This is a genomic window from Pseudomonas sp. SD17-1 (assembly GCF_029201585.1).
Taxonomy (GTDB): Bacteria; Pseudomonadota; Gammaproteobacteria; order Pseudomonadales; family Pseudomonadaceae; genus Aquipseudomonas; species Aquipseudomonas palmensis.
Genome location: NZ_CP104044.1, coordinates 5263905 through 5290785, shown reverse-complemented (window position 1 = coordinate 5290785; position 26881 = coordinate 5263905). Strand labels below are relative to the sequence as shown.

Annotated in this window: 23 protein-coding genes; 11 read left to right on the top strand and 12 right to left on the bottom strand. The window is 66.4% G+C overall.

Annotation, left to right across the window (positions count from 1 at the left end):
* The first annotated feature begins 109 nt into the window (after positions 1-109).
* The 8 genes from glnE to N0B28_RS24210 all read left to right on the top strand — a co-directional run bounded on the left by glnE (position 110) and on the right by N0B28_RS24210 (position 10171).
* On the top strand, positions 110-3046 hold the full coding sequence (glnE, locus tag N0B28_RS24245) for a bifunctional [glutamate--ammonia ligase]-adenylyl-L-tyrosine phosphorylase/[glutamate--ammonia-ligase] adenylyltransferase (RefSeq protein ID WP_229588945.1): 2937 nt from the start codon (positions 110-112) through the stop codon (positions 3044-3046).
* Positions 3047-3209: 163 nt separating this feature from the next.
* The gene (gene waaF, locus N0B28_RS24240; RefSeq protein WP_043863657.1) at positions 3210-4259 is read left to right on the top strand and encodes a lipopolysaccharide heptosyltransferase II; all 1050 of its coding nucleotides are present in this window, start codon (positions 3210-3212) and stop codon (positions 4257-4259) included.
* Position 4260: 1 nt separating this feature from the next.
* Positions 4261-5319, top strand: coding sequence for a lipopolysaccharide heptosyltransferase I (gene waaC / locus N0B28_RS24235; RefSeq protein ID WP_054915991.1), 1059 nt, complete (start codon positions 4261-4263; stop codon positions 5317-5319).
* A complete protein-coding gene (locus N0B28_RS24230) occupies positions 5319-6443 on the top strand; it encodes a glycosyltransferase family 4 protein (protein ID WP_058541814.1) in 1125 nt (374 codons plus the stop codon). The genes waaC and N0B28_RS24230 overlap by 1 nt, the downstream gene beginning before the upstream one ends.
* Positions 6440-7246, top strand: a complete 807-nt coding sequence (rfaP, locus tag N0B28_RS24225; RefSeq protein WP_043863660.1) for a lipopolysaccharide core heptose(I) kinase RfaP — start codon at positions 6440-6442, stop codon at positions 7244-7246. The genes N0B28_RS24230 and rfaP overlap by 4 nt, the downstream gene beginning before the upstream one ends.
* The gene (locus tag N0B28_RS24220) at positions 7246-7980 is read left to right on the top strand and encodes a lipopolysaccharide kinase InaA family protein (RefSeq protein ID WP_043863661.1); all 735 of its coding nucleotides are present in this window, start codon (positions 7246-7248) and stop codon (positions 7978-7980) included. The genes rfaP and N0B28_RS24220 overlap by 1 nt, the downstream gene beginning before the upstream one ends.
* Positions 7977-8729 carry a lipopolysaccharide kinase InaA family protein gene (locus N0B28_RS24215; RefSeq protein ID WP_275729290.1) on the top strand — a complete coding sequence of 251 codons (753 nt, stop codon included), beginning with the start codon at positions 7977-7979 and terminating at the stop codon, positions 8727-8729. Before N0B28_RS24220 ends, N0B28_RS24215 begins: the two co-directional genes overlap by 4 nt.
* A complete protein-coding gene (locus N0B28_RS24210) occupies positions 8729-10171 on the top strand; it encodes a lipopolysaccharide kinase InaA family protein (protein WP_275729287.1) in 1443 nt (480 codons plus the stop codon). Before N0B28_RS24215 ends, N0B28_RS24210 begins: the two co-directional genes overlap by 1 nt.
* A 75-nt stretch (positions 10172-10246) precedes the next feature.
* Here the strand turns inward: N0B28_RS24210 and N0B28_RS24205 are convergent, their stop codons facing one another.
* The 7 genes from N0B28_RS24205 to N0B28_RS24175 form a co-directional block, all read right to left on the bottom strand.
* The gene (locus N0B28_RS24205) at positions 10247-10429 is read right to left on the bottom strand and encodes a hypothetical protein (RefSeq protein WP_088514279.1); all 183 of its coding nucleotides are present in this window, start codon (positions 10427-10429) and stop codon (positions 10247-10249) included.
* Positions 10416-11519, bottom strand: a complete 1104-nt coding sequence (locus N0B28_RS24200) for a PepSY-associated TM helix domain-containing protein (protein ID WP_054915987.1) — start codon at positions 11517-11519, stop codon at positions 10416-10418. Before N0B28_RS24200 ends, N0B28_RS24205 begins: the two co-directional genes overlap by 14 nt.
* A gap of 8 nt (positions 11520-11527) precedes the next feature.
* Positions 11528-13963, bottom strand: coding sequence for a TonB-dependent siderophore receptor (locus tag N0B28_RS24195; protein ID WP_213606433.1), 2436 nt, complete (start codon positions 13961-13963; stop codon positions 11528-11530).
* A gap of 144 nt (positions 13964-14107) precedes the next feature.
* Complete coding sequence (locus tag N0B28_RS24190) at positions 14108-15076, bottom strand: FecR family protein (RefSeq protein WP_275729279.1); 969 nt, start codon at positions 15074-15076, stop codon at positions 14108-14110.
* A complete protein-coding gene (locus tag N0B28_RS24185; protein WP_043863668.1) occupies positions 15073-15591 on the bottom strand; it encodes an RNA polymerase sigma factor in 519 nt (172 codons plus the stop codon). The genes N0B28_RS24190 and N0B28_RS24185 overlap by 4 nt, the downstream gene beginning before the upstream one ends.
* Positions 15592-15699: 108 nt before the next feature.
* Complete coding sequence (locus N0B28_RS24180) at positions 15700-16410, bottom strand: 3'-5' exonuclease (protein WP_275729276.1); 711 nt, start codon at positions 16408-16410, stop codon at positions 15700-15702.
* Positions 16411-16420: 10 nt separating this feature from the next.
* Entirely contained in the window at positions 16421-18355 is a 1935-nt protein-coding gene (locus tag N0B28_RS24175; protein WP_258660269.1) for a DUF294 nucleotidyltransferase-like domain-containing protein, read from the bottom strand.
* Positions 18356-18557: 202 nt separating this feature from the next.
* Between N0B28_RS24175 and N0B28_RS24170 the strand changes: the two genes are divergently transcribed.
* Positions 18558-19010, top strand: coding sequence for a response regulator (locus tag N0B28_RS24170; protein ID WP_054915983.1), 453 nt, complete (start codon positions 18558-18560; stop codon positions 19008-19010).
* A 54-nt stretch (positions 19011-19064) separates the two neighbouring features.
* Here the strand turns inward: N0B28_RS24170 and N0B28_RS24165 are convergent, their stop codons facing one another.
* Positions 19065-21242, bottom strand: coding sequence for a malate synthase G (locus tag N0B28_RS24165; protein ID WP_043863672.1), 2178 nt, complete (start codon positions 21240-21242; stop codon positions 19065-19067).
* Between the two features lie 302 nt (positions 21243-21544).
* Between N0B28_RS24165 and N0B28_RS24160 the strand changes: the two genes are divergently transcribed.
* Positions 21545-22069 carry an ACT domain-containing protein gene (locus N0B28_RS24160; protein ID WP_058541817.1) on the top strand — a complete coding sequence of 175 codons (525 nt, stop codon included), beginning with the start codon at positions 21545-21547 and terminating at the stop codon, positions 22067-22069.
* A 15-nt stretch (positions 22070-22084) separates the two neighbouring features.
* Here N0B28_RS24160 and rarD read toward each other — a convergent pair whose 3' ends face one another.
* From rarD to N0B28_RS24140, 4 genes are all read right to left on the bottom strand, one after another.
* Positions 22085-22972 (bottom strand): EamA family transporter RarD, encoded by an 888-nt coding sequence (gene rarD, locus N0B28_RS24155; protein ID WP_054915981.1) that lies wholly within the window; start codon positions 22970-22972, stop codon positions 22085-22087.
* Positions 22973-23035: 63 nt separating this feature from the next.
* Positions 23036-24010: a serine/threonine protein kinase gene (locus N0B28_RS24150; RefSeq protein WP_100634789.1), complete on the bottom strand. Its 975-nt coding sequence runs from the start codon at positions 24008-24010 to the stop codon at positions 23036-23038.
* Between the two features lie 166 nt (positions 24011-24176).
* Positions 24177-24932, bottom strand: coding sequence for a TOBE domain-containing protein (locus N0B28_RS24145; RefSeq protein WP_043863676.1), 756 nt, complete (start codon positions 24930-24932; stop codon positions 24177-24179).
* Between the two features lie 59 nt (positions 24933-24991).
* Entirely contained in the window at positions 24992-25729 is a 738-nt protein-coding gene (locus tag N0B28_RS24140; protein ID WP_058541819.1) for a ComF family protein, read from the bottom strand.
* A gap of 89 nt (positions 25730-25818) precedes the next feature.
* Here N0B28_RS24140 and bioB point away from each other — a divergent pair, with 89 nt between their 5' ends.
* Positions 25819-26877 (top strand): biotin synthase BioB, encoded by a 1059-nt coding sequence (bioB, locus tag N0B28_RS24135; protein ID WP_043863678.1) that lies wholly within the window; start codon positions 25819-25821, stop codon positions 26875-26877.
* Positions 26878-26881: the final 4 nt, after the last annotated feature.

The window sequence follows — 26881 nt, the reverse complement described above, 5'->3', positions numbered from 1 at the left end:
AAGAATTACGTTTTTCAGCTATTTATGACCTTTGTACGACAGTCGAACCGTACGCCGAGTTCCCTTGCCCAAGTGCCACCAACCCTTTCACGCCGATCAAGGATAGACCATGAGCCTGCCCCTGCTGGCCGAACTGCCCGCTGCCCTGCAACCGCTGGTCAGCCGTAATGCCACCTCTTTGCGCAACGCCGTCGCGGCCGTCGACGGGCTGAGCCTGGACGACTGGAACGAGCAGCGCTGGACCGAGTTCGCCCGCGTGGCGGCGGCCAGCGATTTCGTGCTTGAACAGAGCGTGCGCGACCCGGCGATGCTGCTGGCCCTGGCCGCCAGCGGCGAGCTCGACCGCGCCTTCGCCGCCGGCGAGTTGTGTGCCCAGGTGGCCGGTGCGGCGCAGGCCGCCGGCAGCGAAGACGAACTGGCGCGCAACCTGCGCCGCCAGCGCACCCGCCAGCAGGTGCGCATCATCTGGCGCGACCTGACCCGCCAGGCCGACCTGGTGCAGACCTGCCGCGACCTGTCCGACCTGGCCGATGCCGCCATCGACCAGGCGTATCAATGGCTGTACCCGCGCCTGTGTGCGCAGTTCGGGACCCCCACCGGCAATCGCAGCGGCCTGCCCCAGCAGATGGTGGTGCTGGGCATGGGCAAGCTGGGGGCGGTGGAACTGAACCTGTCGTCGGACATCGACCTGATCTTCGCCTACCCCGAGGGCGGCGAAACCGTGGGCGTGAAGCGCCCGCTGGACAACCAGGAGTTCTTCACCCGGCTGGGCCAGCGCCTGATCAAGGCACTGGACCCGATCACCGTCGACGGCTTCGTGTTCCGCGTCGACATGCGCCTGCGCCCCTACGGCTCGTCCGGCGCGCTGGTGCTCAGCTTCAATGCACTGGAGCAGTACTACCAGGACCAGGGCCGCGACTGGGAACGCTACGCCATGATCAAGGCCCGTGTGGTGGCCGGCGACCAGCAGGCCGGCGCGCAGCTGCAGGACCTGCTGCGCCCGTTCGTGTACCGGCGCTACCTGGACTTCTCGGCGATCGAGGCGCTGCGCACCATGAAGCAGCTGATCCAGCAGGAGGTGCGGCGCAAGGGCATGGCCGAGAACATCAAGCTGGGCGCCGGTGGCATCCGCGAGGTGGAGTTCATCGCCCAGGCGTTCCAGCTGATCCACGGCGGGCGCGACCTGAGCCTGCAGCAGCGACCGCTGCTCAAGGTGCTGGCGACGCTCGAAGGCCAGGGCTACCTGCCGCCGGCGGTGGTGAGCGAGCTGCGCGAGGGCTATGAGTTCCTGCGTTATACCGAACACGCCATCCAGGCCATCGCCGACCGCCAGACCCAGATGCTGCCCGACGACGAACTGGACCGCGCACGTATCGCCTTCATGCTCGGTTTTGCCGACTGGGCGAGCTTCCACGCGCAACTGATGCACTGGCGCGGGCGCATCGACTGGCACTTCCGCCAGGTGATCGCCGACCCCGATGAAGAGGAAGGCGAAGAGGGCGAAGTGGTGGTCGGTGGCGAGTGGCTGCCGCTGTGGGAAGAAGCCCAGGACGAAGAGGCCGCCTGCCGCCAGTTGACCGACGCCGGCTTCGCCGATGCGGCCAGGGCGCTCAAGCAGCTGGCCAGCCTGCGCGCCAGCCCGCAGTTGCGTGCCATGCAGCGCCTGGGCCGCGAACGCCTCGATGCCTTTATACCGCGCCTGCTGGCGCAGGCGGTGGAGCACGCCGACCCGGACCTGGTGCTCGAACGCGTGCTGCCGCTGGTGGAGGCCGTGGCGCGGCGCTCGGCCTACCTGGTGCTGCTGACCGAAAACCCCGGTGCGTTGCGCCGCCTGCTGACCCTGTGCGCCGCCAGCCCGTGGATCGCCGAGCAGATCACGCGCTTCCCGCTGCTGCTCGATGAACTGCTCAACGAAGGCCGCCTGTTCAGCCCGCCCCAAGCACCGGAGCTGGCCGCCGAGCTGCGCGAGCGTCTCACGCGCATCCCCGAGGATGACCTTGAACAGCAGATGGAAGCGCTGCGTCACTTCAAGCTGGCCCACAGCCTGCGCGTGGCCGCCTCGGAAATCGCCGGCAACCTGCCGCTGATGAAGGTCAGCGACTACCTGACCTGGCTGGCCGAAGCCATTCTCAACCAGGTGCTGGCCCTGGCCTGGCGCCAGACCGTGGCGCGTCATGGCCAGCCAAGGCGCAGCGATGGCAGCCTGTGCGACCCCGGCTTCATCATCGTCGGCTACGGCAAGGTCGGCGGCATCGAGCTGGGCCACGGCTCGGACCTGGACCTGGTGTTCATCCACGACGGTGACCCCCAGGCCGAGACCGATGGCGCCAAGCCCATCGACAGTGCGCAGTTCTTCACCCGCCTGGGTCAGCGCATCATTCACCTGCTGACCACCCAGACCAACTCCGGCCAGCTGTATGACGTGGACATGCGCCTGCGCCCGTCCGGCGCTTCGGGTTTGCTGGTGAGTTCGCTGGGCGCCTTCGAGCGCTACCAGCGCAACGAGGCCTGGACCTGGGAACACCAGGCACTGGTGCGTGCGCGGGTGCTGGTGGGCTGCCCGCAGGTGGGGGCGGCCTTCGAGGGGGTGCGGGCGCAGGTGCTGGGACAGGCCCGCGACCTGGACAAGCTGCGGGCCGAAGTCAGCGACATGCGCGCCAAGATGCGCGACAACCTCGGCACCCGGGCGACCCAGGCCGGGCTTGGGCCCAACGCCTTCGACAGCGGGGTTGCCTTCGATATCAAGCAGGATGCCGGTGGTATCGTCGATATTGAATTTATGGTGCAATACGCGGCCCTGGCCTGGTCCCACACGCACCCGGCACTGCTGCGCTACACCGACAACATCCGCATTCTCGAAGGGCTGGAGGAGGTCGGGCTGATGCCGGCCAGCGATGCAATTTTGTTGCGTGAAGTGTACAAGGCCTTCCGCTCCGCCGCGCACCGCCAGGCCTTGCAGAAGCAGGCCGGGGTGATCGACGCCGGGCAGTTCGTCGACGAGCGCCGGCAGGTACGGCGCATCTGGGGCGAGCTGGGGTTGACCTGAACGCGGGCTGAACAGCCACCAGGCGATACGGCGCAATGAAGCGGCGGCGACCACGTCCTACACTGAGTGGCGTACACTGGTCGCACCACGCCTGATTATAAAGAGGGGAGGCCAGGCTGTTGGAAAACAGGCTGTAGCCTCCCTGATCGTTTCTGGATAAAGCATGAGAATTTTGATCATTGGGCCCAGTTGGGTGGGCGACATGGTAATGGCGCAGACGCTGTTCCATGTGCTGAAGCAGCGTCACCCTGCGTGCGTGATCGATGTGCTGGCACCCGAATGGAGCCGCCCGATCCTCGAGCGCATGCCCGAAGTGCGCCAGGCCTTGAGCTTCCCGCTCGGCCACGGCGCGCTGGAACTGGCCACGCGCCGGCGCATCGGCAAGTCGCTGGCCGGTCAGTACGACCAGGCGATCCTGCTGCCCAATTCGCTCAAGTCTGCGCTGGTGCCGTTCTTTGCCGGTATCGCGCAGCGCACCGGCTGGCGTGGCGAGCTGCGCTACGGCCTGCTCAACGATGTGCGCACCCTCGACAAGGCGCGCTACCCGCTGATGATCGAGCGCTTCATGGCCCTGGGCTACCCCGCCGGTGCCGAGCTGCCCAAACCCTACCCGCGCCCCAGCCTGCAGATCGAGACCGCCAGCCGCGATGCGGCGCTGGCCAAGTTCGGCCTGAGCCTGGACCGCCCGGTGCTGGCGCTGTGCCCCGGCGCCGAGTTCGGCGAGGCCAAGCGCTGGCCCTCGGAGCATTACGCCAAGGTCGCGGAAATCAAGATTCGCGAAGGCTGGCAGGTGTGGCTGTTCGGCTCCAAAAACGACCATGCGGTGGGTGAATCGATCCGCGAGTGGCTGATCCCGGGCCTGCGTGAAGAGTCGGTGAACCTCAGCGGCGAGACCTCGCTCGCCGAGGCGATCGACCTGCTGTCGTGCAGCGATGCGGTGGTGTCCAACGATTCGGGGCTGATGCACGTGGCCGCAGCGCTCAATCGCCCGCTGGTGGCGGTGTACGGGTCGACCTCGCCGGGCTTCACCCCACCGTTGGCCGACCAGGTCGAGGTGGTGCGCCTGGGGCTGGAATGCAGCCCGTGCTTCGACCGCACCTGCCGCTTCGGCCACTACAATTGCCTGCGTCTGCTGGAACCGGAGGCGGTGGCCTCGGCGTTGCAGCGGCTCAACGGTCCGTCGCTGGTCGACGTCACGGTCGAGGTCGATTAAGTTGCGGGTACTGCTGATCAAGACCTCCTCGCTGGGGGATGTCATCCACGCGCTGCCGGCACTGACCGACGCGGCGCACGCCATTCCCGGCATCCGCTTCGACTGGGTGGTCGAGGAAGGCTTCGCCGAAATCCCCACCTGGCACCCTGCGGTCGATCACGTGATCCCGGTGGCCATCCGTCGCTGGCGCAAGAACCTCTGGCAAACCTTGAAGAACGGCGAATGGCGCCAGTTCAAGAAGCGCCTGCGCGAGCGCAAGTACGACCTGGTGATCGACGCCCAGGGCCTGGTGAAAAGCGCCTGGCTGACCCGCTACGTCAAGGCGCCGGTGGCCGGGCTGGACCGCTACTCGGCACGCGAGGGGCTGGCCAGCCGCTTCTACGACCGGCGCCTGTCGGTGGCCCGCGGGCAGCATGCGGTGGAGCGGGTGCGCCAGCTGTTCGCCCTGGCGCTGGGCTACGACCTGCCCTCGGGGCTGGGTGACTACGGCCTGGATCGCTCGCGCCTGGAAGAGATACCCACCAAGCCCTACGTGGTGTTCCTGCATGGCACCACCTGGGACACCAAGCACTGGCCCGAACTGTACTGGCGCCAGTTGGCCGAACGCCTGGGGCGTGCCGGCCTGCATATCTGCCTGCCATGGGGCAACCCGGCCGAAAAGGCCCGCGCCGAGCGCATCGCCCAGGGCCTGAAGAACGCCCAGGTGCTGCCCAGGCTGAACCTGGCCGGGGTCGCCCGGGTGCTGGCTGCCGCCAAGGCCTGCGTGGCCGTCGACACCGGCCTTGGGCACCTGGCGGCGGCACTCGATGTGCCTACCCTGTCGCTGTTCGGCCCTACCAACCCGGGCCTGACCGGGGCCTACGGCAAGGCCCAGGTGCACCTGGGCAGTGACTTCCCCTGCGCCCCGTGCCTGCAGAAGAAGTGCACCTACAAGCCGAGCGCCGACGACCGGCGCCGGTTCGATCTCAAACGCGAGTGGCCGCTGTGCTTCACTCGCCTGAACCCCGAGCGTGTGGCGAGCCAGTTGAGCGCGTTGCTGCGGGCAGAGGATGTGCGTTGATGCAACTGGCCTTTGTGCTCTACAAGTATTTCCCCTTCGGCGGACTGCAGCGTGACTTCATGCGCATCGCCCTGGAGTGCCAGCGCCGTGGCCACCAGATCCGGGTGTATACCCTGATCTGGGAGGGCGACGTGCCCGAGGGCTTCGAAGTGCTGGTGGCGCCGGTCAAGGCGCTGTTCAACCATCGGCGCAACGAGAAGCTCACCGACTGGATGCAGGCCGACCTGGCCAGGCGCCCGGTCGACCGCCTGATCGGCTTCAACAAGATGCCGGGGCTGGACGTGTACTACGCCGCCGACGGCTGCTTCGAGGACAAGGCGCAGAACCTGCGCCACTCGCTGTACCGCCGCTGGGGCCGCTACCGCCACTTTGCCGAGTACGAGCGTGCGGTGTTCGGCAAGGACGCCAAGACCCAGATCCTGATGATCTCCGAGGTCCAGCAGCCGCTGTTCGTCAAGCACTACGGCACCCCCGCCGAGCGCTTCCACCTGCTGCCTCCGGGCATCAGCCAGGACCGCCGGGCGCCGGCCAATGCCGCCGAGATCCGCGCCGAGTTTCGCCGCGAGTTCAACCTGGCGGACGACGAGCGCCTGCTGGTGCAGATCGGCTCGGGCTTCAAGACCAAGGGCGTGGACCGCAGCCTCAAGGCGCTGGCCGCCTTGCCCAACAGCCTGCGCAAGCGCACCCGGCTGATGGTCATCGGCCAGGACGACCCCAAGGTGTTCCAGCTGCAGAGCGCGACCCTGGGGCTGACCGAGCAGGTGCAGTTCCTCAAGGGCCGCAGCGATATCCCGCGCTTTCTGCTCGGGGCCGACGCACTGATCCACCCGGCCTACAACGAGAACACCGGCACCGTGCTGCTCGAAGCCGTGGTGGCCGGGTTGCCGGTACTGGTTTCGGCAGTGTGCGGCTATGCCCATTACATCGCTGAGGCCGATGCCGGCCTGGTGCTCGACGAGCCGTTCGAGCAGGAGCAACTCAACCGCTACCTGCAACGTATGCTCGAAGACGATGCGGCGCGTGCCGACTGGGGCCGCAACGGCCTGGCATTCGCCGACACCGCCGACCTGTACAGCATGCCGCAGCATGCGGCCGACGTGATCCTGGCGCAGGAGCGCGCATGAAACTGATACTGGCTGAACCCTTCAAGCGCCTGTGGGCCGGGCGCGATGCCTTCGACGCCGTCGAGGCCCTGCAAGGCGAGGTGTACCGCGAGCTGGAAGGCCGGCGCACGCTGCGCACCGAGGTCGAGGGCAACGGTTATTTCGTCAAGATCCACCGCGGCATCGGCTGGGGCGAGATCTTCAAGAACCTGTTCACCGCCAAGCTGCCGGTGCTCGGTGCCGGCCAGGAATGGCAGGCCATCCAGCGCCTGCACCAAGTCGGGGTGCCGACCATGACCGCGGTGGCCTACGGCGAACGCGGCAGCAACCCGGCGACCCAGCATTCGTTCATCGTCACCGAGGAGCTGGCGCCCACCGTCAGCCTCGAGGACTTCAGCCTCGACTGGGTCAGGACGCCGCCGGCGCCGCGTCTCAAGCGTGCGCTGATCGCCGAGGTGGCGCGCATGACCGGCATGATGCACCGCGCCGGGGTCAACCACCGCGACTGCTACATCTGCCACTTTCTGCTGCACACCGACCGCCCGGTAACCCCGGACGACTTCAGGCTGTCGGTGATCGACCTGCACCGGGCCCAGACCCGCGCCAGCATTTCCCGACGCTGGCGCGACAAGGACCTGGCCGCGCTGTACTTCTCGGCGCTGGACATCGGCCTGACCCGACGCGACAAGCTGCGCTTTCTGCGCGGCTACTTCCAGCAGCCGCTGCGCCAGATCCTGGCCGAGCACGCAACCTTGCTGCGCTGGCTGGAGGGCAAGGCAAACAAGCTCTACGAGCGTAAACAACGGTATGGGGACGCGCTCTGATGGCGGGTTGGACACTGGAGCCGGCCTACGCGGCCCTGGCACAGGATTTCGGCAGCATCGACGCGGTGTTCGCGCTCAAGGGCGAACGCCTCACCCACGACCCGCTCAGCGAAGTGATTCGCGTGGAGCGCGGCGGGGTGAACTACTACGTCAAGCGTTACACCGGCGCCGGCAAGGGCCTGCGCCGCTACCTGGGGCGCCCGCGGATCAAGGCCGAGTGGCAGAACCTCAAGCAGTTCGCCAAGTGGGACATCCCCACCGCCGAGGTGGTGGCCTGCGGCCTGGAACGGCGCGGCTTCGCCTTCCACCGGGGCGCCATGATCACCCGCGAGCTGCCGCGCACCGAGGACCTCTCGGCGCTGGCCAAGCGCAACGACCCGCGCCTGGCAGATGCCGGCTGGGTCGACCATGTCAGCCGACAGCTGGCCCGCCACACGCGGGTGATGCACGACCATCACTTCACCCACAACGACCTCAAGTGGCGCAACCTGCTGGTCGATGACAAGGGCATGCTGTTCTTCATCGACTGCCCGACCGGTGCGTTCTGGGTCGGCTTCATGCTGCGCTATCGCATCACCAAGGATCTGGCCTGCCTGGACAAGGTGGCCAAGTATCACCTGTCGGCCACCCAGCGCCTGCGGTTCTACCTGCAATATCGCCGTCGCGATCGCCTGAACGCGTCGGACAAGCGCCGCGTGCGGCACGTCGTGACGTTTTTCGAGGGGCGCGAATGAGTGATTTCCTGGCCAGTGCCGAAGCTGCACTGCTTGAACGCCACGGCCTGAACAGCTTCGAGGCGCTGTGGGCGCTGCAGCTGGACGCCGTGGACGAGCCCAACACCGGGCGCGGCGGCTGGAGCCGCGTGTACCGCCTGGAGCTGGAGGGCAAGGGGTTCTACCTCAAGCGCCAGAGCGACTACCTCACGCGCACCCTGCACAGCCCCTTCGGCGAGCCGACCTTCGCCCGCGAGTTTCGCAACATCAAGCGCTACCAGAAGCTGCAGATCCCGGCCTTGCAGGCGTTGTTCTACGCCGAGCGCAGGGTCGACGGCGAGCGCCGCGCGATCCTGATGACCCGTGCGCTGGATGACTGGAGCGATCTTGACCACCTGCTCGGGCAGTGGCCGCAACTGGCCCTGGAGCAACGCCAGGGCATCCTGCGCGCCTGTGGCGAACTGGCCCGCACGGTGCACGCGGCGGGGCAGGTGCATGGCTGCTTCTACCCCAAGCACATCTTTTTGCGCGAGCGCAGCGAAGGCTGGCAGGCGCAGTTGATCGACCTGGAGAAAACCCGGCCGCTGCTGCTGGGCCAGCGTGATCGCCTCAAGGACCTGGAGCCGCTGCTGCGTCGTGCCGGCGCATGGAGCGAGAGCGATGTACGGCTGATGCTGGCCGCCTACCTGGAGCAACCGGCCGACAGTACGCTGGTGGATACCTGGCTGCAGCGCCTGCTGCATCGCCGTCGTGAAAAAGAGGCCCGCTGATGCGTTTGTCTGAACTCAAGGACGCCGGGCGCAGCCCGCAACTGCCATTGAGCATTGCCCTGGCCGACGCCGCCGGGCCGGCCGAGCTGCAACTGCTCAGCCTGCTGCGGGTGCTGCCGGGGCAGCGGTATGTCGGTGCCGGGATCTGGCGTGGCAAGCCGGTGCTGGCCAAGCTGCTGGTGGGCAGCAGCGCCGCCCGCCACTTCCAGCGCGAACTGGACGGTGCGCGCCTGCTGGCCAGCCAGGGGCTGACCACGCCGTTGCTGCTGGCCGACGGCCTGCGTGAAGGCGAGGGCGGCTGGCTGCTGTTCGAATTTCTTGAGCACGCCCACAGCCTGGCGGATGCCTGGGCGGCGGTCGAGGGCCTGCCGGTGCTTGCCGATGCCCAGCAGGAAGTGCTGGGCGAAGCCCTGCGCGCCGTGGCGCAGATGCATGCCAAGGGCCTGTGGCAGGCTGACCTGCACTTGGACAACCTGCTGCGCCATGGCGGGGAGCTGTACCTGATCGATGGCGCGGGGGTGAAGGCCGAAACCCCGGGCCAGCCGCTGTCGCGTCAGCAGGTGCTGCAGAACCTGGGGGTATTCTTTGCGCAGTTGCCCAAGCGCCTGGAGCCCTTCGTCGAGGAACTGCTGGTGCACTACGTGCTGGTCAACGGCGAGCATGCGCTGCCGCTGGAAGCCTTGCAGAAGCAGATCGACAAGGTGCGCAGCTGGCGTCTGAAGGACTACCTGGACAAGGCTGGTCGCGAGTGCACGCTGTTCAGCGTGCAGCGCGGGGCCTCGGGCCTGCGCGCGATCCGTCGATCGGAGGTGGCGGCCATGCTGCCGGTGCTGGAGCAGGCCGACGCGCTGATCGACCAGGGCCACCTGTACAAGACTGGCGGCGCGGCGAGCGTGGCACGGGTCGAGGCGGGCGGTCGCAGCCTGGTGCTCAAGCGCTACAACATCAAGAACACCGCCCACTGGTTCAAGCGCTTCTGGCGCCCCAGCCGGGCCTGGCATTCGTGGATCGAAGGGCATCGCCTGGAGTTCCTCGGCATCGCCACGCCCAGGCCGGTGGCGGTGCTGGAGCAGCGCGTGCTGGGGCTGCGCAGCCGTGCGTACCTGGTGACCGAGTACGCCGACGGGCCGGACCTGATCGAGAGCTTTGCGCCCTACGTCGACAGCGCCGAGGTGCCAGAGGAGCAACTGCAAGCGCTGCAGACCCTGTTGCAGCAGCTGATGGGCGAACGCATCAGCCACGGCGACCTGAAGGGCCACAACCTGTTCTGGCAGGACGGTCAATGGTCGCTGATCGACCTTGATGCGATGTGCCAGCACGCCACCCAGCTCAGTTTCGCCAAGGCCTTCGCCCGTGACCGGGCGCGGTTGTTGCGCAACTGGCCGGCGGACAGTGCGTTGCACCAGCGGCTGGATGAGTGCCTGCCGAAACTGGCTGACTGACCTGCGCCTTCGCCGACAAGGCCGGCTCCTGTAGACGACGTGAAACCTTGCAGGCGCCGGCCTTGCCGGCCAAGACTATCGCGCGGCCGGCCAAAAACCTCGCAGGCTGTACCCCACCGGCAGGGCCAGCCCCACCCACGCCAGCACATCCCACGGGCCATCCCCCAGTAGCGCCGCGAACAGCCCCACTGCGCCCAGCAGGGCAATCAGGCCCGGCATGCCGAACACCTTCCAGAACCTCGATTCACGCTTCATCACGTCGCCTGCGCACCCACCACAAATACACGCCGCTGCCGAGCACGATGATCGTCAGCACATCCAGCAGCGCCCATAGAATCTGCATCGGCCGGCCGCCGTAGTCGCCAAAGTGCAGCGGCTGCGACAGGCCCATCGCGTCCATGTACCACGGCCGCTCGCCAATCGCCGTCACCTGCAAGGTGCTGGCATCGATCAGTACCGGGGTCAGCAGGTGAGCGGTCAGGTGGGTGCTGCCCTTCATGAACACCGCATAGTGGTGCTCGCTGGAAAAGCGCGTGCCGGGGAAGGCGATGAAGTCCGGCTGCATGCCCGGCGCCGCCTCGGCGGCAATGTCCAGCAGACGGCTGGCCGGGGCCAGTGCGGTCAGCGGCGGTGCATCGCGGTACGGTGCGATCATCGCGCTGAGGCTGTCGTTGCGCCAGGCCGCGATGACCAGGTCGGACAGCGCGCTGATCACCCCGGTCACGCCCACCACCAGCGCCCAGGTCAGGGTCACGATGCCGATCAGGTTGTGCAGGTCGAGCCAGCGCAGGCGCCGCGATTTGTCGTGGCGTACCGTGGCGAACTTCAGCCTGCGCATGAATGGCGCGTACAGCACCACCCCGGAGATGATCGCCACCACGAACAGCAGGCCCATGAAGGCCAGCAGCAGCTTGCCCGGCAAGCCGGCGAACATGTCCACATGCAGGCGCAGCATGGTCAGCATGAAGCCGCCGTTGGCCGAGGGCATCTCCACCACCTCGCCAGTACGCCCGTCGAGCATGAAGGTGTGCGACGAGTTGGGCTCGGTACCGGCGGTGGCGGCCATGATCGCGATCACGCCGTTGCTGTCGTCCTCGTCCCAGCCGAAGTACTGCATCACCTCGCCCGGGCGATGGGCCTGGGCCTTGAGCACCAGGGCCTGCAGGTCGAGTCTGGGTGTGTCGGCGGGCATTACCTTGAGCTCGGGCGCATCGCCCAGCAGGTGGTCGATCTCGTGGTGGAAGATCAGCGGCAGCCCGGTCAGCGCCAGCAACAGCAGAAACAGCGTGCACACCAGGCTGCTCCAGGTATGCACCCACGACCAGCGACGTATGGTTTGGCTCTTCATCGTTGGCCCTAGAACGTGTAGTTCACGCTGGCGACCACGTTGCGCTGGTCGCCGTAGTAGCACCAGAACCCGTCGCAGTTGGCCAGGTAGTCCTTGTTGAACAGGTTCTTGGCTTCCACCGCCACGCTCAGCCCCTTCATGCTGCTGTCCAGGCGACCCAGGTCGTAGTGCACGGCAGCGTCGTACACGGTGTAGGAGCCTACATGCGCCACCTCGGTGTTGGCGGTGTTGCCGTAGGTATCGCCGACATAGCGAACCCCGGCGCCCATGCCGAAGCCGTCCAGCGGGCCGGCGTGCCAGGTGTAGTCGGCCCACAGGGTGGCCTGGTTGCGCGGGATCAGCGCCATGCGGTTGCCGACTTCGCCAGGCACGCCCTTGCGGATCTCGGTATCGGTGTAGGTGTAGGAGCCGACCAGTTTGAGGTTGTCGGTGACGGCGCTGGTGGCTTCCAGCTCGATGCCGCGCACCTGCAATTCACCGACACTGCGAGAGATGCTGCCTTCGGTGACCTTCACGTTGCTCTGGCGCAGGTCGTAGGCGGCAGCGGTCAGCAGGGTGTTGCTGCCCACCGGCTGGAACTTGACGCCCACTTCGTACTGGCGGCCTTCGGTGGGCTTGAACGACTGCGCCGCATCCACGTTGGCGCCGGTGGTCGGCTGGAACGACTCGGTATAGGACAGGTACGGGGTGAGGCCGTTGTCGAACACGTAGCTCAGGCCCACGTTGCCGGTGAAGGCCTTGTCGCGCTGGGTGCTGGTGGCGTCGCCCTTGTTGTGGAAGGTGGTGCCGGTGTGAATCCAGTCCTCACGCCCGCCCAGGGTCAGGCGCCAGTTGTCCAGGGCGATCTGGTCCTGCACGTAGACGCCGGTCTGGCGGGTTTTCTGGCCGTAGTCCTGCAGCGCGAAATAGTTCACGTTGGACATGTCGGCGCCATACACCGGCCGGATCACGCTGATCGGCGGCACGTTGATACCGCTGATGTTGCCGTTGGCGTCGTAGTTGTACGAGCCGCCATACAGCCACTGGTAGTTGGTGTTGGAGCGCTGGTGGTCCAGGCCCAGCAGCAGGGTGTGCTCCAGCGCGCCGGTGCTGAAGTTGGCCTGCAGGTTGTTGTCGACGGCGAACTGGCTGATGTCTTCGTTGACGATGCCGGCCTCGCGGTTGACCGTGCCGTCGGGTTCTACGGTGTTGAAGGTGGCCACGTTGACCGCGCGAAACGACAGGTCGCTCTTGGTGTAGCGCAGGTTCTGGCGCAGCTGCCATACGTCGTCGAGGCGGTGCTCGAAGGCGTAGCCCAGGGCGTAGTAGGTGCGGTCGTAGAAATCCCAGCCCGGCTCACCGAGGTTCTTGTGGTGGGAAATCTTTGCCCCGGCAGGCGAGGCCAGCCGGGTGCCCTGCAAGGGCAGGAACTGCCCGGTGATGCCGGTATCGTCGCGGGTGAACTGCGAGATGAAGGTCAGGCTGGTGTCGTCGTCGACGTTCCAGGTCAGGCTGGGGGCGAGGTTGTAGCGCTTGTCGGGAATATGGTCGACCGGTGCGTTGCTGTCGCGTACCACGCCGCTGACGCGGTACAGAAACTGGCCGGCGTCGTCGATCTTGCCGGTGCTGTCGAAGTTGATCTGGCGGTGTTCGTTGCTGCCGACCTGGGCTTCGATCTGGTGCACGCTTTCGGCCTGCGGGCGTCGGCTGAGCATGTCGAGCATGCCGCCGGGCGGGGTCTGGCCATACACCGAAGAGGCCGGGCCGCGCAGTACGGTGATGCGTTCCAGGTTCCAGGGTTCGACCTTGGGGTTGGCGAACGAACCCTTGGGCAGCGGCAGGCCGTCGAGAAACTGGGTGGGGTCGAAGCCGCGCACGCGCAGCCAGTCGGCGCGCGAGTCCGAGCCATAGCCGCTGCTTTGCACGCCCGCGGTGTAACGCAGCGCGTCGTTGAGGTTGAGCACCTGGCGCTGGTCGAGCTGTTCGCGGGTGATCACCGACATCGAGCGTGGCGCCTCGACGATCGGAGTGTCGGTCTTGGTGCCGGCGGCGGTGCGGGTGGCGACGTAGCCGGTGGCCGGGCCCCAGGCGCTCTCGTAGTCGCCGGCGGCGTTGATGCTGGTTTCCGGCAGGGCCAGGCTGCCTTCGGGGGCGGCGATCAGGCTGTAGGTGCCGGCGCTGCTCTGCTGCAGTTGCAGGCCGGTGCCGCGCAGGGCGGCCTGCAGGGCGCCGAGGCCGTCGTACTGGCCGCTGACCGGCGCCGAGGTGCGTCCGCTGGCCAGGCTCGGGTCCAGGGTCAGGGCAATGCCGGCCTGGCTGGCGATCAGGTTGAGGGTGGTCGACAACGGCCCGGCGGGCAGGCTGTAGCTGCGCGCGGCGCTCGATTCGGCGGCGATGGCGGCGGTGCTGGTCAGGGCCAGGGTCAGCAGGCAATGACGCAACAGCTTTTCAAGGGGACGGGACATGCAGCGGTTCCTCGGCGCAATAGTGCTAACTAGCTTCCATGCCGAGTGAAAAGGGAAAAGTGTCAGGGGGTGGGTAAAAAATAATGTTGAGGCCTTCGCCGGCAACGCCCGCTCCTGCAGGAGGGCGTTGCAGGCGAAGGCGTTTTACGGGGTCTCGCCCTTGGCCACGATCGTCACCCACCATGGCGTGCGCTTTTGCACCTGCACCGGCAAGGTCGGCAGCAGCGACTGCAGCGCAAGGTCGGTATCGTGCAGCGGGAAGCTGCCGGTAATGCGCAACCCGGCCACCTCCGGCGACACCCCCAGGTAGCCGCTGCGGTAACGCCCCAGCTCCTGCACCAGCGCATCCAGGCGCACGTTGTCGACCACCAGCATGCCGTGGGTCCAGGCGTCGGCGCCCAGGGCCAGCGGATCGATGCTGCCCAGCTGGTCGTGACTCATCATCACCTGCTGGCCTTCGCGCACGATCTGCTCGTCGCCGCTGTCCTGCGGCTTGGCTGCCACCGCCGACTGCAACACGCTCAGGCGCGTGCCCTGGTCTTCCAGGCGCACCAGGAAGCGTGTGCCCAGTGCACGCAGGCGCCCGTCGGCCGTGGCGACGATGAACGGACGGTCATCCTTGTGCCCGGTCTCGATGGAAATCTCGCCTTCGCGCAGCACGATCAGGCGCTGCTGGCCATCGAAGCGAACATCCACCGCCGAATGGGTGTTGAGGCTGAGCAGGGTGCCGTCCTCCAGGCGCAGGCTGCGCTGCTCGCCGGTGGCCGTGCGCTGGTCGGCCAGCCAGTAGTCCAGGCTCTGGTGGGTACTCAGCCAGCCGAGCAGGCCGCCCACCAGCAGGATGCTGGCCAGCCCGCTGCCCAGCTTGCGCACGCGCTGGCGCAGGCCGGCCCGGGTTTCGCCCAGGGCCTTGCGCGCCGGGCCGGCCGCTGCGGCGAAGCGCTGGTTGAGCATGCCCAGCTGCATCCAGGCCCGCGCATGTTCTTCGTCTGCCGCGTGCCAGCGCTCGAAATCGGCACGTTCCTCGGCGCTGCCCGCATCCAGGCACAGCTGCCAGGCGATGGCGGCATCAAGCACCTTGGCCGATACCGGCCTGCTACTGAAGCCGTTCATGTCGGCTCGCCGTACAGCGCCACATAGCACTGGCGCATGCCCTGGGCCAGGTACTGGCGCACCCGCGACACCGACACGCCCAGGCGCTCGGCGATCTCGGCATGGCCCATGCCGTCGAGGCGGTTGTACAGGAACGCGGCGCGCGCCTTGCTCGACAGCTTGCCCAGCAGGCGGTCGATGGCCTTGAGGTCTTCGAGGATCAGGTGCTGTTCTTCCGGTGACGGCTGCTCGGCTTCGGGGATCAGCATCAGTTCGGCGAGGTATGCCTGCTCCAGTGCCGCCCGGCGAAAATGGTCGAACAGCAGGCCGCGCGCCACCGCGGCCAGGAACGCCCGCGGCTCGCGTGGTGCGGGCAGCTGCTCGCGCCCGAGCAGGCGCACGAAGGTGTCCTGGCTCAGGTCTTCGGCGCGCTCGGCACAGGCGACGTTGCGCCGCAGCCAGCCCAGCAGCCAGCCGCGATGGTCACGGTACAGCGCACCAACCAGCTCACCGTGTGGGCTTTGCACTGACGACAAGGTGTTCCCCGGAATAGATGCGTTAACTAACGAGAATTATTCGCGATTGTGTCAGAGCCGCTGGCACTGTGCAATTAACGCTCATCGGATGTCGTATCCGGGGGCTGGTCAGAAGCCGTGGCTGTGTTGCCGTCGCCGGCGCCAGCCTTGCAGGCGATGCTCCAGCAGCAGCGGGCTGTCGATGTGCTGGCGTCGCGCCTGGCTGAACAGGATCAGTGCCAGTTCGGCAGTGACCTGTGCATCGGCGCTGGCGTGGTGGCGTTCACCGGCCTGCAGGCCGAAGTGCGCGGTCCAGTCGTCGAGCCCGGCGTCGCGCAACACCACGTCGGGGTTGAGCAGCGGGGCCAGCTCGGCCACGTCGATGAACGGGTGCTGCAGGCGGTAGCCCAGGCTGTCCTTCAGGGCGCGGCTGAGCATGCGCTGGTCGAAGCCGGCGTGAAACGCCAGCAGCGGGCTGTCGCCGATGAACGCCATGAGGTCGAGCAGTGCATCGGCCGGCACGCAGCCGGCGGCAATCGCACTGGGCCCCAGGCCATGGATCAGCACGCTGGGGCCTGGCTTGTGGTCATGCCGGTGCAGGGTGCGCTCGAACTGCTGGCTGAAGTCGATGGCGCCGTCCTCGATCACCACCGCGCCAATCGACAGCACCTGGTCGCGGTTCAGGTTCAGGCCGGTGGTTTCCAGGTCCAGCACCACCCAGCGCTGGGCGCGCAGGGTGTGGTCCTGTAGCGGGGCGGGGCCGGGCAGTTGGGCCAGACGCTGCTGCTGGGCGGCGTCCAGTGGGGGTTGGCTGGGGCGCAGCCAGGCGAACAGGCTCATGACAGGTCGCTCATAGTTGGTAGCGCAGGGCCAGGCTGCTTTGCAGACGCTGGGCCTGGCGCAGCGATTCGCGCAGGATGCGCCGGTCCAGGTCGTTGAGGCTGTCGGGGTCGACGCGGTTGGAGTAGGGCAGGTTCTGGCGGGTCTGCAACTGGTGCTGCTGCATGCGGGTCTGCTGGATGAAGTGGTAGGCCTCTTCATAGGCGCCGCCATCGAGCGGGTCGATCACTTCCTTGCCTACCAGCTGGCGCAGGCGCTCCAGGGTGTTGTTGGCGTGCACGCCATTGGCCAGCGCCAGCAGGCGCGCGCCGTCGACGAAGGGCGTGAGGCCTTGCACCTTGAGGTCGAGGGTGGCGGCCTTGTCGTTGCCGCTGCGGGTCAGCACGAACTCGCGAAAGCGCCCCACGGGCGGGCGCTGGCGCAGGGCGTTGGCGGCCATCATGCGCTGGAACAGGCGGTTGTCGGCGACCTGGTCGAGGATGCCCTGGCGCAGTTGTTCGCACGCCTGTTCGTCGCCCCACACCACGCGCAGGTCGAAATAGATGCTCGAGGCCAGCAGGTTCTCGGGGGTGGCTTCGCGGATGAACGCGGCAAAGCGCCGTGCCCACTCGGCCCTCGACAGACACAGCTCGGGGTTGCCGGCCATGATGTTGCCCTTGCACAGGGTGAAGCCGCACTGCGCCAGGCCCTGGTTGATGTGCTGCGCCAGCGGCAGCAGGCGGGCGCGAATTTCGGCAGCCTGGGCCGCGTCGCGTGCCTCGAACAGGATGCCGTTGTCCTGGTCGGTGTGCAGGGTCTGTTCGCGGCGGCCTTCGCTGCCGAAGCACAGCCAGCTGAACGGCACGCCGGGGTTGCCCTTGTCCTGGATCGCCAGTTCGATCACCCGGCACACGGTGTGGTCGTTGAGCAGGGTGATGATGTGGGTGATCTGGGTGGACGAGGCGCCATGGGCGAGCATGCGCTCGACCAGCTGGCCGATCTCGCCGCGCAGCGACACCAGGTTCTCGACCCGCGCGGCGTGACGGATGGTGCGTGCCAGGTGTACCAGGTCGACCCGCTGCAGCGAGAACAGGTCGCGCTCGGAGACCACCCCGCACAGACGCTGGTCCTGTACCAGGCACACATGGGCGATATGGCGCTCGGTCATCGCGATGGCGGCGTCGAAGGCGCTGGCCTGGGGGCTGAGGTAGAAAGGCGCGGCGGTCATGTGCGCGGCGATCGGCGCGGCGAAGTCGGCACTGGCATCGGCCACCACCTGGCGCAGGTCGCGCAGGGTGAAGATGCCGACCGGTGCGCGCTGCTCGTCGACGATCACGATGCTGCCCACCTGCTGCTCGTGCATCAGGCGTACGGCCTCGCGTACGGGCGTATCTGGGGCGCAGGTGACCGGATGACGCATGGCCAGCTCACCCAGGCGGGTATTGAGCGAATACTGGTTGCCAAGGGTTTCAACTGCGCGGCGCTGGACCTGCTGGTTGACCTGGTCGAGCAGGCTGCTGACACCCCGCAGGGCAAAATCCCGAAACACTTCTGAGAGTGCGAACAGGCGGATGAACGCCGCCTTGTTCAGTTGCAGGCAGAAGGTGTCTTCGGCGGCCAGGTGTTCGGTACGGGTGGCGCGCTCGCCCAGCAGGGCGGCCAGCGGGAAGCACTCGCCTCCGGTGATCTCGAAGGTGGTCTCGGTGCCGGTGGCGGCATGGTTGCGCTCGCCCACCACGCGTCCCTGCTTGACGATGTAGAAGTGCTCGACGGGTCCGTCGGCAGGCTTGATGATGCTCTCACCGCTGGCGTAGAAGCGCAGCTGGCATTGTTCCACCAGGTACGCCAGGTGGGCGTTTTCCATCTGGTTGAAGGGAGGAAAGCGTTGCAGGAACTGCATGGTGCCGTGAATATTCTGCAGTACTGCGGTTTTGCCGGCCTGGTCGAAGGCGTCCATCTTGCTCATGAGCTTTACCGCATCTGTGCGTCGGCGCCGAGGGCCGAGCATTTGTTTTTATCGTGCTGCATGGTCGGCCGCGGGGTGCGCAGTGCCCATTGGACGTTTGTCTAAAGTGGGTAAGCGTCAATTATCCGACGAAAGGCGGGTTGCGGCACATGCGTTTGCGGTCTGAACTTGATTCAACGGATATTTTTACGATGGAACAGCCATGCCCGAAGCCGACGACATACTGAGCGAAGCCGAGCGCAAGGCGCTGGCGAGCGTGACTGCGCGCGGGACCGCGCTGCCCAAGGTGCTGATCGTCGAAGACGACAAAGGGTCGCGCGAAGCGCTGGCGAGTTACTTGAAGGCCCATGGCATTCGTTGCCTTGCCGCAGAAAACACCACGGTGGCGTTCGACTACCTCAAGCGCGAACCCAGGATCGGGCTGCTGATTACCGACCTGCGCATGCAGCCGGTGGGGGGCATCGAGTTCATCGAGCAGATTCGTGAGTCGGACCAGGCCGCGTTGCCGATCATCATCGTGTCGGGCGATGCCAAGGTGCAGGACGCGATTGCGGCAATGCACCTGAGCGTGGTCGACTTTCTGCTCAAGCCGCTCGACCAGGAGAAGCTGGAAAAGCTGGTGAAGCTGGTGAGGCATGAGCTGGGCATCGGCTGAACCCCTTCGCTGGCTTGCCAGCGAAGGGGTGCGTCAGGCAGCGCTGTAACGAGCTTACAGCCCGTTGCGCGCCTTGAACTCGCGACGACGGCGATGCAGTACCGGCTCGGTATAACCGTTCGGCTGCTTCGCACCCTCGATCACCAGCTCGACCGCCGCCTGGAAGGCGATGTTGCTGTCGAAGTCCGGTGCCATCGGGCGGTACAGCGGGTCGTTGGCGTTCTGCTTGTCGACCACCGGCGCCATGCGCTTGAGGCCTTCGATCACCTGCGCCTCGCTGATGATGCCGTGACGCAGCCAATTGGCCAGCAACTGCGCGGAAATCCGCAGGGTGGCGCGGTCTTCCATCAGGCCCACATCGTTGATGTCCGGCACTTTCGAGCAACCCACGCCCTGGTCGATCCAGCGCACTACATAGCCAAGAATGCCCTGGGCATTGTTGTCCAGTTCGTTGCGGATCTCTTCGTCCGACCAGTTGGTGTCGGTGGCCAGCGGAATGGTCAGGATATCGTCGACCGAGGCCGGCGCACGCTTGGCAAGCTCCGCCTGGCGGGCGAACACGTCGACCTTGTGATAGTGCAGCGCGTGCAGCGCGGCGGCGGTCGGCGACGGCACCCAGGCGGTGTTGGCACCGGCCAGTGGGTGGGCGATCTTCTGCTCGAGCATGTCGGCCATCAGATCAGGCATGGCCCACATGCCCTTGCCGATCTGCGCGCGGCCCTGCAGGCCGGTGGCAAGGCCCACGTCGACGTTGTTGTTCTCGTAGGCACCGATCCACTTCTGGGTTTTCATGGCGCCCTTGCGCACCACGGCGCCCGCTTCCATGGAGGTGTGGATCTCGTCGCCGGTACGGTCGAGGAAGCCGGTGTTGATGAACACCACGCGCTCGCTGGCGGCCTGGATGCAAGCCTTGAGGTTGACCGTGGTACGGCGCTCCTCGTCCATGATGCCGACCTTCAGGGTGTTGCGCTTGAGGCCCAGCACGTCTTCGACGCGACCGAACAGCTCGTTGGTGAAGGCGGCTTCTTCAGGGCCGTGCATCTTCGGCTTGACGATGTACACCGAGCCGGTGCGGCTGTTCTTGCGGGTGGTGTTGCCATTGAGGTTGTGCACCGCAGCCAGGTTGGTGACCAGCGCATCGAGGATGCCTTCGGGCACTTCGTTGCCATCCTTGTCGAGGATCGCGTCGATGGTCATCAGGTGACCGACGTTGCGCACGAACAGCAGCGAACGGCCATGCAGGCTCAGCGAGCCGCCATTGGGCGCGGTGTACTCGCGGTCCGGGTTCATGGTGCGGGTGAAGGTCTGGCCGGCCTTGCTCACGCTTTCGGCCAGGTCGCCCTTCATCAGGCCCAGCCAGTTGCGGTAGATCACCACCTTGTCGTCGGCATCCACCGCGGCCACGGAGTCTTCGCAGTCCATGATGGTGGTCAGGGCGGCTTCCATCAGCACGTCCTTGACCCCAGCGGCGTCGGTCTGGCCGACCGGGGTGCTGGCATCGATCTGGATTTCGAAGTGCAGGCCGTTGTTTTTCAGCAGCACGGCGACAGGGGCCGTGGCATCACCCTGGTAGCCGACCAGTTGCGCGTCGTCGCGCAGGCCGCTGTTGCTGCCACCCTTGAGGGTGACCACCAGCTTGCCATCGGCAATGCTGTAACGGGTGGCATCGACGTGGGAGCCGGCCGCCAGTGGCGCAGACTCGTCGAGGAAGGCGCGGGCGAAGGCGATGACCTTGTCGCCGCGTACCTTGTTGTAGCCCTTGCCCTTCTCGGCGCCACCGGCTTCGCTGATGGCGTCGGTGCCGTACAGCGCGTCGTACAGCGAGCCCCAGCGGGCGTTGGAGGCGTTGAGGGCGAAGCGTGCGTTCATCACCGGCACTACCAGCTGCGGGCCGGCCATGCGAGCGATCTCGTCATCGACATTCTGGGTGGAGGCCTGGAAGTCCGCCGCTTCTGGCAGCAGGTAGCCGATCTCCTGGAGGAAGGCCTTGTAAGCCGGAGCATCGTGGGCCTGGCCCTTGCGCGCCTGGTGCCAGGCGTCGATCTGCGCCTGCAGGGTGTCACGCTTGGCCAGCAGGGCTTTGTTCTTTGGAGCGAGGTCGTTGATGATCTTCTCTGCCCCGATCCAGAACTGCTCGGCGTTGACGCCGGTTCCGGGAATGGCTTCGTTGTTCACGAAGTCGAACAGGACTTTGGCGACCTGAAGGCCACCGACTTGAACGTGTTCAGTCATTGCTTGCCTCACTCTGCTCAGCTATTCAGCTCTTGTTTCAACATTTTTGTAGTGCGCGTCGCGGCATACTACATGAAGCGCTGCGCTTGGGAAAATCAGACTAAATACGCCGTTTTGCGACCATTTGGTCGCAAAACGTCGTTCTGGGAGCGGGCATGTTCTCAAAAATCGAGTGAATTGTTCCAGATAAATCTAAAAACAGTACACGATTTGTTGTTCGAGCCCGCTGCGGCAGGTTGCCGCGCCTTGCCTATACTTGATCGGCGCCCCCGGTATTCGGGGGCTGGAGAGAGGACTGGCGCGTGGATCATCTTGTCTTGACCGTGATTGCCCCTGACCGCGCCGGCCAGGTGGAGCGGGTGGCCGAATGCATCGCCGAGCATAACGGCAACTGGCTGGAGAGTCGCATGTCGCGCATGGCAGGGCAATTCGCCGGCATCCTGCGCGTCGCGGTACCGGCCGAATCCTATGACGAACTGGTGGAGGCGTTGCAGGCGCTGGGCAAGCACGGGATTCGCGTGCTGATCGCCGAAAGCGGCATCGAGCCGTCGTGCACCTGGAAGCCGATCGCGATGGAGCTGGTGGGCAACGATCGCCCCGGCATCGTGCGCGACATCACCCGGCTGCTGGCCGAACAGGGGGTGAACCTGGAGCGCTTCAGTACCGACGTGCGGCCCGCGCCGATGAGCAGCGAGCCGCTGTTTCACGCCGATGCGCTGCTGGCCCTGCCGCTGACGCTGTCGCTGGATGACCTGCAAAAGCGCCTGGAGGCCCTGGCCGACGACCTGATGGTGGAGCTCAAGCTGCGCCCCGAAGAGTCGGCGTAGGGGGTGGCGTAGCGCTCAGGTGCGCCGGCGAATGCTCAGCCAGGCATCCACGCTGTACAGTGCCAGGCCGGCCCAGATGAACATGAACGCCACCAGTGTGCTGCTCGACAGATGTTCGTCGAACAGCAGCACCGCCTGCAGCAGCACCAGGGTCGGCGCCAGGTACTGCAGAAAGCCCAGAGTGGTGTAAGGCAGATGCCGCGCGGCGGCGTTGAAGCACACCAGCGGTATCAGCGTGACGGGCCCGGCGGCGGCCAGCCACAGCGCGTCGCTGGTGCTGTAGAAGCTGGCCTGGGCGCTGTGGGCCATGGGGTTGAGCAGCAGCCAGCCGATGGCCAGCGGTACCAGCATCCAGGTTTCCACCACCAGTCCCGGCAACGCCGCCACTGGCGCCTGCTTGCGGATCAGCCCGTAGAAGCCGAAGCTCAGCGCCAGTACCAGCGACACCCATGGCAGGCTGCCCACCTGCCACACCTGCTGCGCCACCCCCACTGCCGCCAGGCCTACCGCCACCCACTGCAGGCGGCGCAGACGCTCGCCCAGCAGCAACATGCCCAGCAGCACGTTGACCAGCGGGTTGATGTAGTAACCCAGGCTCGCCTCGAGCATGCGCCCGTTGTTCACCGACCACACATAGGTCAGCCAGTTGCCCGCGATCAGCGATCCGCTCAGGGCCAGGATTGCCAGGCGCCGCGGGTTGTCGCGCAGTTCGCGCCACCAGCCCGGGTGCTTCCAGAACAGCAGCAGGATCGAGCCGAACAGGGCCGACCACAGCACCCGATGCACGATGATTTCCACGGCGGGCACGTTCTGCAGGGCTTTGAAATAGATGGGGAACAAGCCCCAGATGATGTAGGCGGTCAGGCCCAGTATGTACCCGCGGCGCGGGTTGGCGGCTTGCATGCTGATTCCTTGCTTAGGCAGCTATCTAAAACCCGGCTATTGTAGACAGACTGGCAGCAGGTTCTAGAACAATTTCAGCGGCTCTTCGGCCAGTGCGGCGGTCTGCTCACGCAGGGCCAGGACCTGGTCGCCCCAGTAGCGTTCGCTGCCAAACCACGGGAAGCTGCGCGGGAACGCCGGGTCGTCCCAGCGGCGCGCCAGCCAGGCGCTGTAGTGCAACTGGCGCAGGGCGCGCAGCGGTTCGATCAGGGCCAGTTCGCGGGGGTCGAAATCATGGAACTCGTTGTAGCCATCCATCAGTTCGGCCAGCTGGCCCAGGCGCTCGTGACGATCGCCGGCGAGCATCATCCACAGGTCCTGCACGGCGGGGCCCATGCGGCAGTCGTCCAGGTCGACGATGTGGAACACCTCGTCGCGGCACATCATGTTGCCGGGGTGGCAGTCGCCGTGCAGGCGGATGCTCTTGTACGGGGTGCGGGCGTAGGCGTCCTCCACGCGCTTGAGCAGGTCGCGGGCCACCGACTCGTAGGCCGGCAGCAGGCTGCGCGGCACGAAGTTGCCTTCGAGCAGGGTGGCGAGGGAGGCGTGACCGAAGTTGGCCACGCCCAGCGCTTCACGGTGTTCGAACGGGCGCGTGGCGCCGACCGCGTGCAGGCGACCGAGCAACTGGCCGAGGCGGTACAGCTGGTCGAGGTTGCCCGGCTCCGGCGCGCGGCCGCCACGGCGCGGGAACAGTGTGAAGCGAAAGCCTGCATGCTCGAACAGGCTCTGGTCGTTGTGCACCAGCGGGGCGACCACGGGGACTTCGCAGTCGGCCAGTTCGGCGGTGAAGGCGTGCTCCTCGAGAATCGCCGCGTTGCTCCAGCGGCCGGGGCGATAGAACTTGGCGATCAGCGGTTCGGCGTCTTCGATGCCCACCTGGTAGACACGGTTCTCGTAGCTGTTGAGTGCCAGAACACGAGCGTCGCTGAGAAAGCCGATGCTTTCGACAGCGTCCAGGACCAGGTCGGGGGTAAGGGTATCGAAGGGGTGTGACATGGGAACTCCTGCAGCGCGACGGGTGGCCGGGCGTATGAGAGCCATGGTACAGCACCCCGGGGACGCTGCATGCCCCATCGCGGGTCAAGCCCGCTCCCACAAGGAAATCGCTGAACCTGTGGGAGCGGGCTTGACCCGCGATGGGCTGTGCTGCAGCCCCAATAATCTAGAGCGGCGTACCCAGCAGCACATACGCCGGCGAGAACCGCACTGCCACTTCACTGCCTACCGCCACCCGATTGTCCAGCAGCCACTGCGGCTCGGCAAATGCGCACAGCGTCTGGCCGTTGCTCAGGCTCAGGCGCACCTCGGTAGTCCCTTGCGGGTCATCGATCAGTTCCTGTACCACGGCGCTCAACTGGTTGACCTGCGCCGGCCCGGGCATCGCCACCTCCAGCCAGCCGGCCTTGATCAGCGCCACCACCGGCGTGCCCGGTTCCAGCTCCAGGCGCAAGGTGCTGTCATGGGTGATCTGCGCCTCGATGCGCAGCCCCCCGGCCAGGGTCAGCTCCACGGTGTCGATGCGGCCCTGCGCGCGAATGGCGCTGACCCGCCCATGCAGCTGATTGCGCGCACTGGTGCGCAGCATCAGGCGCCCGAGCAGGTCGAGATCGTCGGAGTCTTCGGCCGCTTCCAGTACCTGCGCCTGCAACAGTTGCAGCTTCTGGTACAGGCGCAATACCCGCTGCCCCTCCAGCGACAGTTTCGCCCCACCGCCCCCGCGCCCGCCCACGCTGCGTTCCACCAGCGGGCTGGCGGCCAGGTTGTTGAGCTCGTCGATGGCATCCCACGCGGCCTTGTAGCTGATGCCGGCGCTCTTGGCCGCCCGGGTGATCGACCCCTGCTCGGCGATGTGGGCAAGCAGGGCGATGCGTTGCGGGCGACGGACGATATGTTGGGTCAACAGGGCAGGCAGGGACATGGGCGGGCACGCAGTCGGGGCAGGGATGGCCCAGAAAGTGCCCGCCGCCCCGGCGCAAGTCAAGCGCCGCCGGGCTTGGGCGTGCGTGCCAGGCAGTATACGTCCACCCGCGTGGCACCCGCCGCCCGCAACAGGCTGGCCAACGCCTGCGCAGTGGCGCCGGTGGTGAGCACATCGTCGACGATCGCCACATGCTGCCCCCTGATCGCCGCCGAATCGGCCAGGGCAAAGGCGTGGCGCAGGTTGCGCTTGCGCGCCTTGGCCGTCAGCCCCTGCTGGGCCGCTGTTTCTTGCGGGCGTTGGAGTAGACGTGGCTCGCAGGCTATCTCCAACTGCCCGGCCAGCCACTGGGCAAGCATCGCAGCCTGGTTGAAGCCGCGTTCGCGCAGGCGCCGGCGCGCCAGCGGTACCGGCAACAGCAGGCCGGGCCGGGGCAGGTCTTCGGCAAAGCGGTAGGCAAGCCAGTTGCCCAGCAGTTGCGCCAGCAATCGGCCCAGCGGCCACTGGCGCTGGTGCTTGAAGCGGGTGATCAGTGCATCCACGGGGAAGCCGTAGTGCCAGGGCGCCTCGACCCGGGTGAAGGCGGGTGGGCGGCGGCTGCACTGGCCGCAAGTCAGGCCCCGCATCGGCAAGGGCAACGCGCAGGTTCGACAGCATTCTTCCAGCCAGGGCAGTTCGGCCTCGCAGGCCACGCAAATGGGGTGTGACTGCTGGGCAGGTTCATCGCACAGCAAACACGTTTGGTTGATATTTAGCCAGTTGTAAACCAGTTGTTTAAGGTGTGGTTGACAGTGCATGGCGCTTCCTTAACTATGCGAGCTATCCGTGATGCGCTGGCGGGCTTTCCTGTCCCGGCGCCAGTACAAGCCTAAACAAGGAAACACCCATGAGCGCCAGCACAACTGCAACGCTTCGTCACGACTGGTCCCTGGCCGAAGTCAAAGCACTGTTCCAGCTACCGTTCAACGACCTGCTGTTTCAGGCGCAGACCGTTCACCGCGCGCATTTCGACGCCAACCGCGTTCAGGTCTCGACCCTGCTGTCGATCAAGACCGGCGCCTGCCCGGAAGATTGCAAATATTGTCCGCAGTCCGGCCACTACAACACCGGCCTGGAAAAACAGAAGCTGATGGAGGTGCAGAAGGTGCTGGAGGAGGCCGCCCGGGCCAAGGCCATCGGCTCCACGCGATTCTGCATGGGCGCGGCATGGAAGCACCCGTCGGCCAAGGACATGCCCTACGTGCTGCAGATGGTCAAAGGGGTCAAGGCCCTGGGCCTGGAAACCTGCATGACCCTGGGCAAGCTCGACCAGGAGCAGACCGTGGCCCTGGCCCAGGCCGGCCTGGACTACTACAACCACAACCTGGACACCTCGCCGGAGTTCTACGGCAGCATCATCACCACCCGCACCTACGGCGAGCGCCTGCAGACCCTGGCTTATGTGCGCGATGCCGGGATGAAGATCTGTTCGGGGGGGATCCTGGGCATGGGCGAATCGCTGGACGACCGCGCCGGGCTGCTGATCCAGCTGGCCAACCTCCCGGAGCACCCCGAATCGGTACCGATCAACATGCTGGTGAAGGTGGCGGGCACGCCGCTCGAAAATGCCGAAGACGTCGACCCGTTCGACTTCATCCGCATGCTGGCAGTGGCGCGTATCCTCATGCCGCAGTCCCATGTGCGCCTGTCGGCCGGGCGCGAGGCGATGAACGAACAGATGCAGGCACTGGCCTTCTTCGCCGGGGCCAACTCGATCTTCTACGGCGAGAAGCTGCTGACCACCGCCAACCCGCAGGCCGACAAGGACATGCAACTGTTCGCGCGCCTGGGCATCCAGCCTGAAGCGCGCGAAGAGCACGCCGACGAGGTGCACCAGGCGGCCATCGAGCAGGCGCTGATCGAGCAGAAGAGCAGCGAGCTGTTCTACGACGCCGCCTCCGCCTGAGGTC

Excerpts from the sequence above, each read along its gene's own strand:
- glnE (WP_229588945.1), top strand. The coding sequence starts at position 110 with ATGAGCCTGCCCCTGCTGGCCGAACTGCCCGCTGCCCTGCAACCGCTG.
- N0B28_RS24145 (WP_043863676.1), bottom strand. The coding sequence starts at position 24,932 with ATGTCCCTGCCTGCCCTGTTGACCCAACATATCGTCCGTCGCCCGCAA.
- rfaP (WP_043863660.1), top strand. The coding sequence starts at position 6,440 with ATGAAACTGATACTGGCTGAACCCTTCAAGCGCCTGTGGGCCGGGCGC.
- N0B28_RS24210 (WP_275729287.1), top strand. The coding sequence starts at position 8,729 with ATGCGTTTGTCTGAACTCAAGGACGCCGGGCGCAGCCCGCAACTGCCA.
- rarD (WP_054915981.1), bottom strand. The coding sequence starts at position 22,972 with ATGCAAGCCGCCAACCCGCGCCGCGGGTACATACTGGGCCTGACCGCC.
- N0B28_RS24215 (WP_275729290.1), top strand. The coding sequence starts at position 7,977 with ATGAGTGATTTCCTGGCCAGTGCCGAAGCTGCACTGCTTGAACGCCAC.
- N0B28_RS24170 (WP_054915983.1), top strand. The coding sequence starts at position 18,558 with ATGCCCGAAGCCGACGACATACTGAGCGAAGCCGAGCGCAAGGCGCTG.
- N0B28_RS24150 (WP_100634789.1), bottom strand. The coding sequence starts at position 24,010 with ATGTCACACCCCTTCGATACCCTTACCCCCGACCTGGTCCTGGACGCT.
- N0B28_RS24195 (WP_213606433.1), bottom strand. The coding sequence starts at position 13,963 with ATGTCCCGTCCCCTTGAAAAGCTGTTGCGTCATTGCCTGCTGACCCTG.
- N0B28_RS24180 (WP_275729276.1), bottom strand. The coding sequence starts at position 16,410 with ATGAGCCTGTTCGCCTGGCTGCGCCCCAGCCAACCCCCACTGGACGCC.
- bioB (WP_043863678.1), top strand. The coding sequence starts at position 25,819 with ATGAGCGCCAGCACAACTGCAACGCTTCGTCACGACTGGTCCCTGGCC.
- N0B28_RS24230 (WP_058541814.1), top strand. The coding sequence starts at position 5,319 with ATGCAACTGGCCTTTGTGCTCTACAAGTATTTCCCCTTCGGCGGACTG.
- N0B28_RS24165 (WP_043863672.1), bottom strand. The coding sequence starts at position 21,242 with ATGACTGAACACGTTCAAGTCGGTGGCCTTCAGGTCGCCAAAGTCCTG.
- N0B28_RS24220 (WP_043863661.1), top strand. The coding sequence starts at position 7,246 with ATGGCGGGTTGGACACTGGAGCCGGCCTACGCGGCCCTGGCACAGGAT.
- N0B28_RS24200 (WP_054915987.1), bottom strand. The coding sequence starts at position 11,519 with ATGAAGAGCCAAACCATACGTCGCTGGTCGTGGGTGCATACCTGGAGC.
- N0B28_RS24190 (WP_275729279.1), bottom strand. The coding sequence starts at position 15,076 with ATGAACGGCTTCAGTAGCAGGCCGGTATCGGCCAAGGTGCTTGATGCC.
- N0B28_RS24140 (WP_058541819.1), bottom strand. The coding sequence starts at position 25,729 with ATGCACTGTCAACCACACCTTAAACAACTGGTTTACAACTGGCTAAAT.
- waaF (WP_043863657.1), top strand. The coding sequence starts at position 3,210 with ATGAGAATTTTGATCATTGGGCCCAGTTGGGTGGGCGACATGGTAATG.
- N0B28_RS24175 (WP_258660269.1), bottom strand. The coding sequence starts at position 18,355 with ATGAGCAAGATGGACGCCTTCGACCAGGCCGGCAAAACCGCAGTACTG.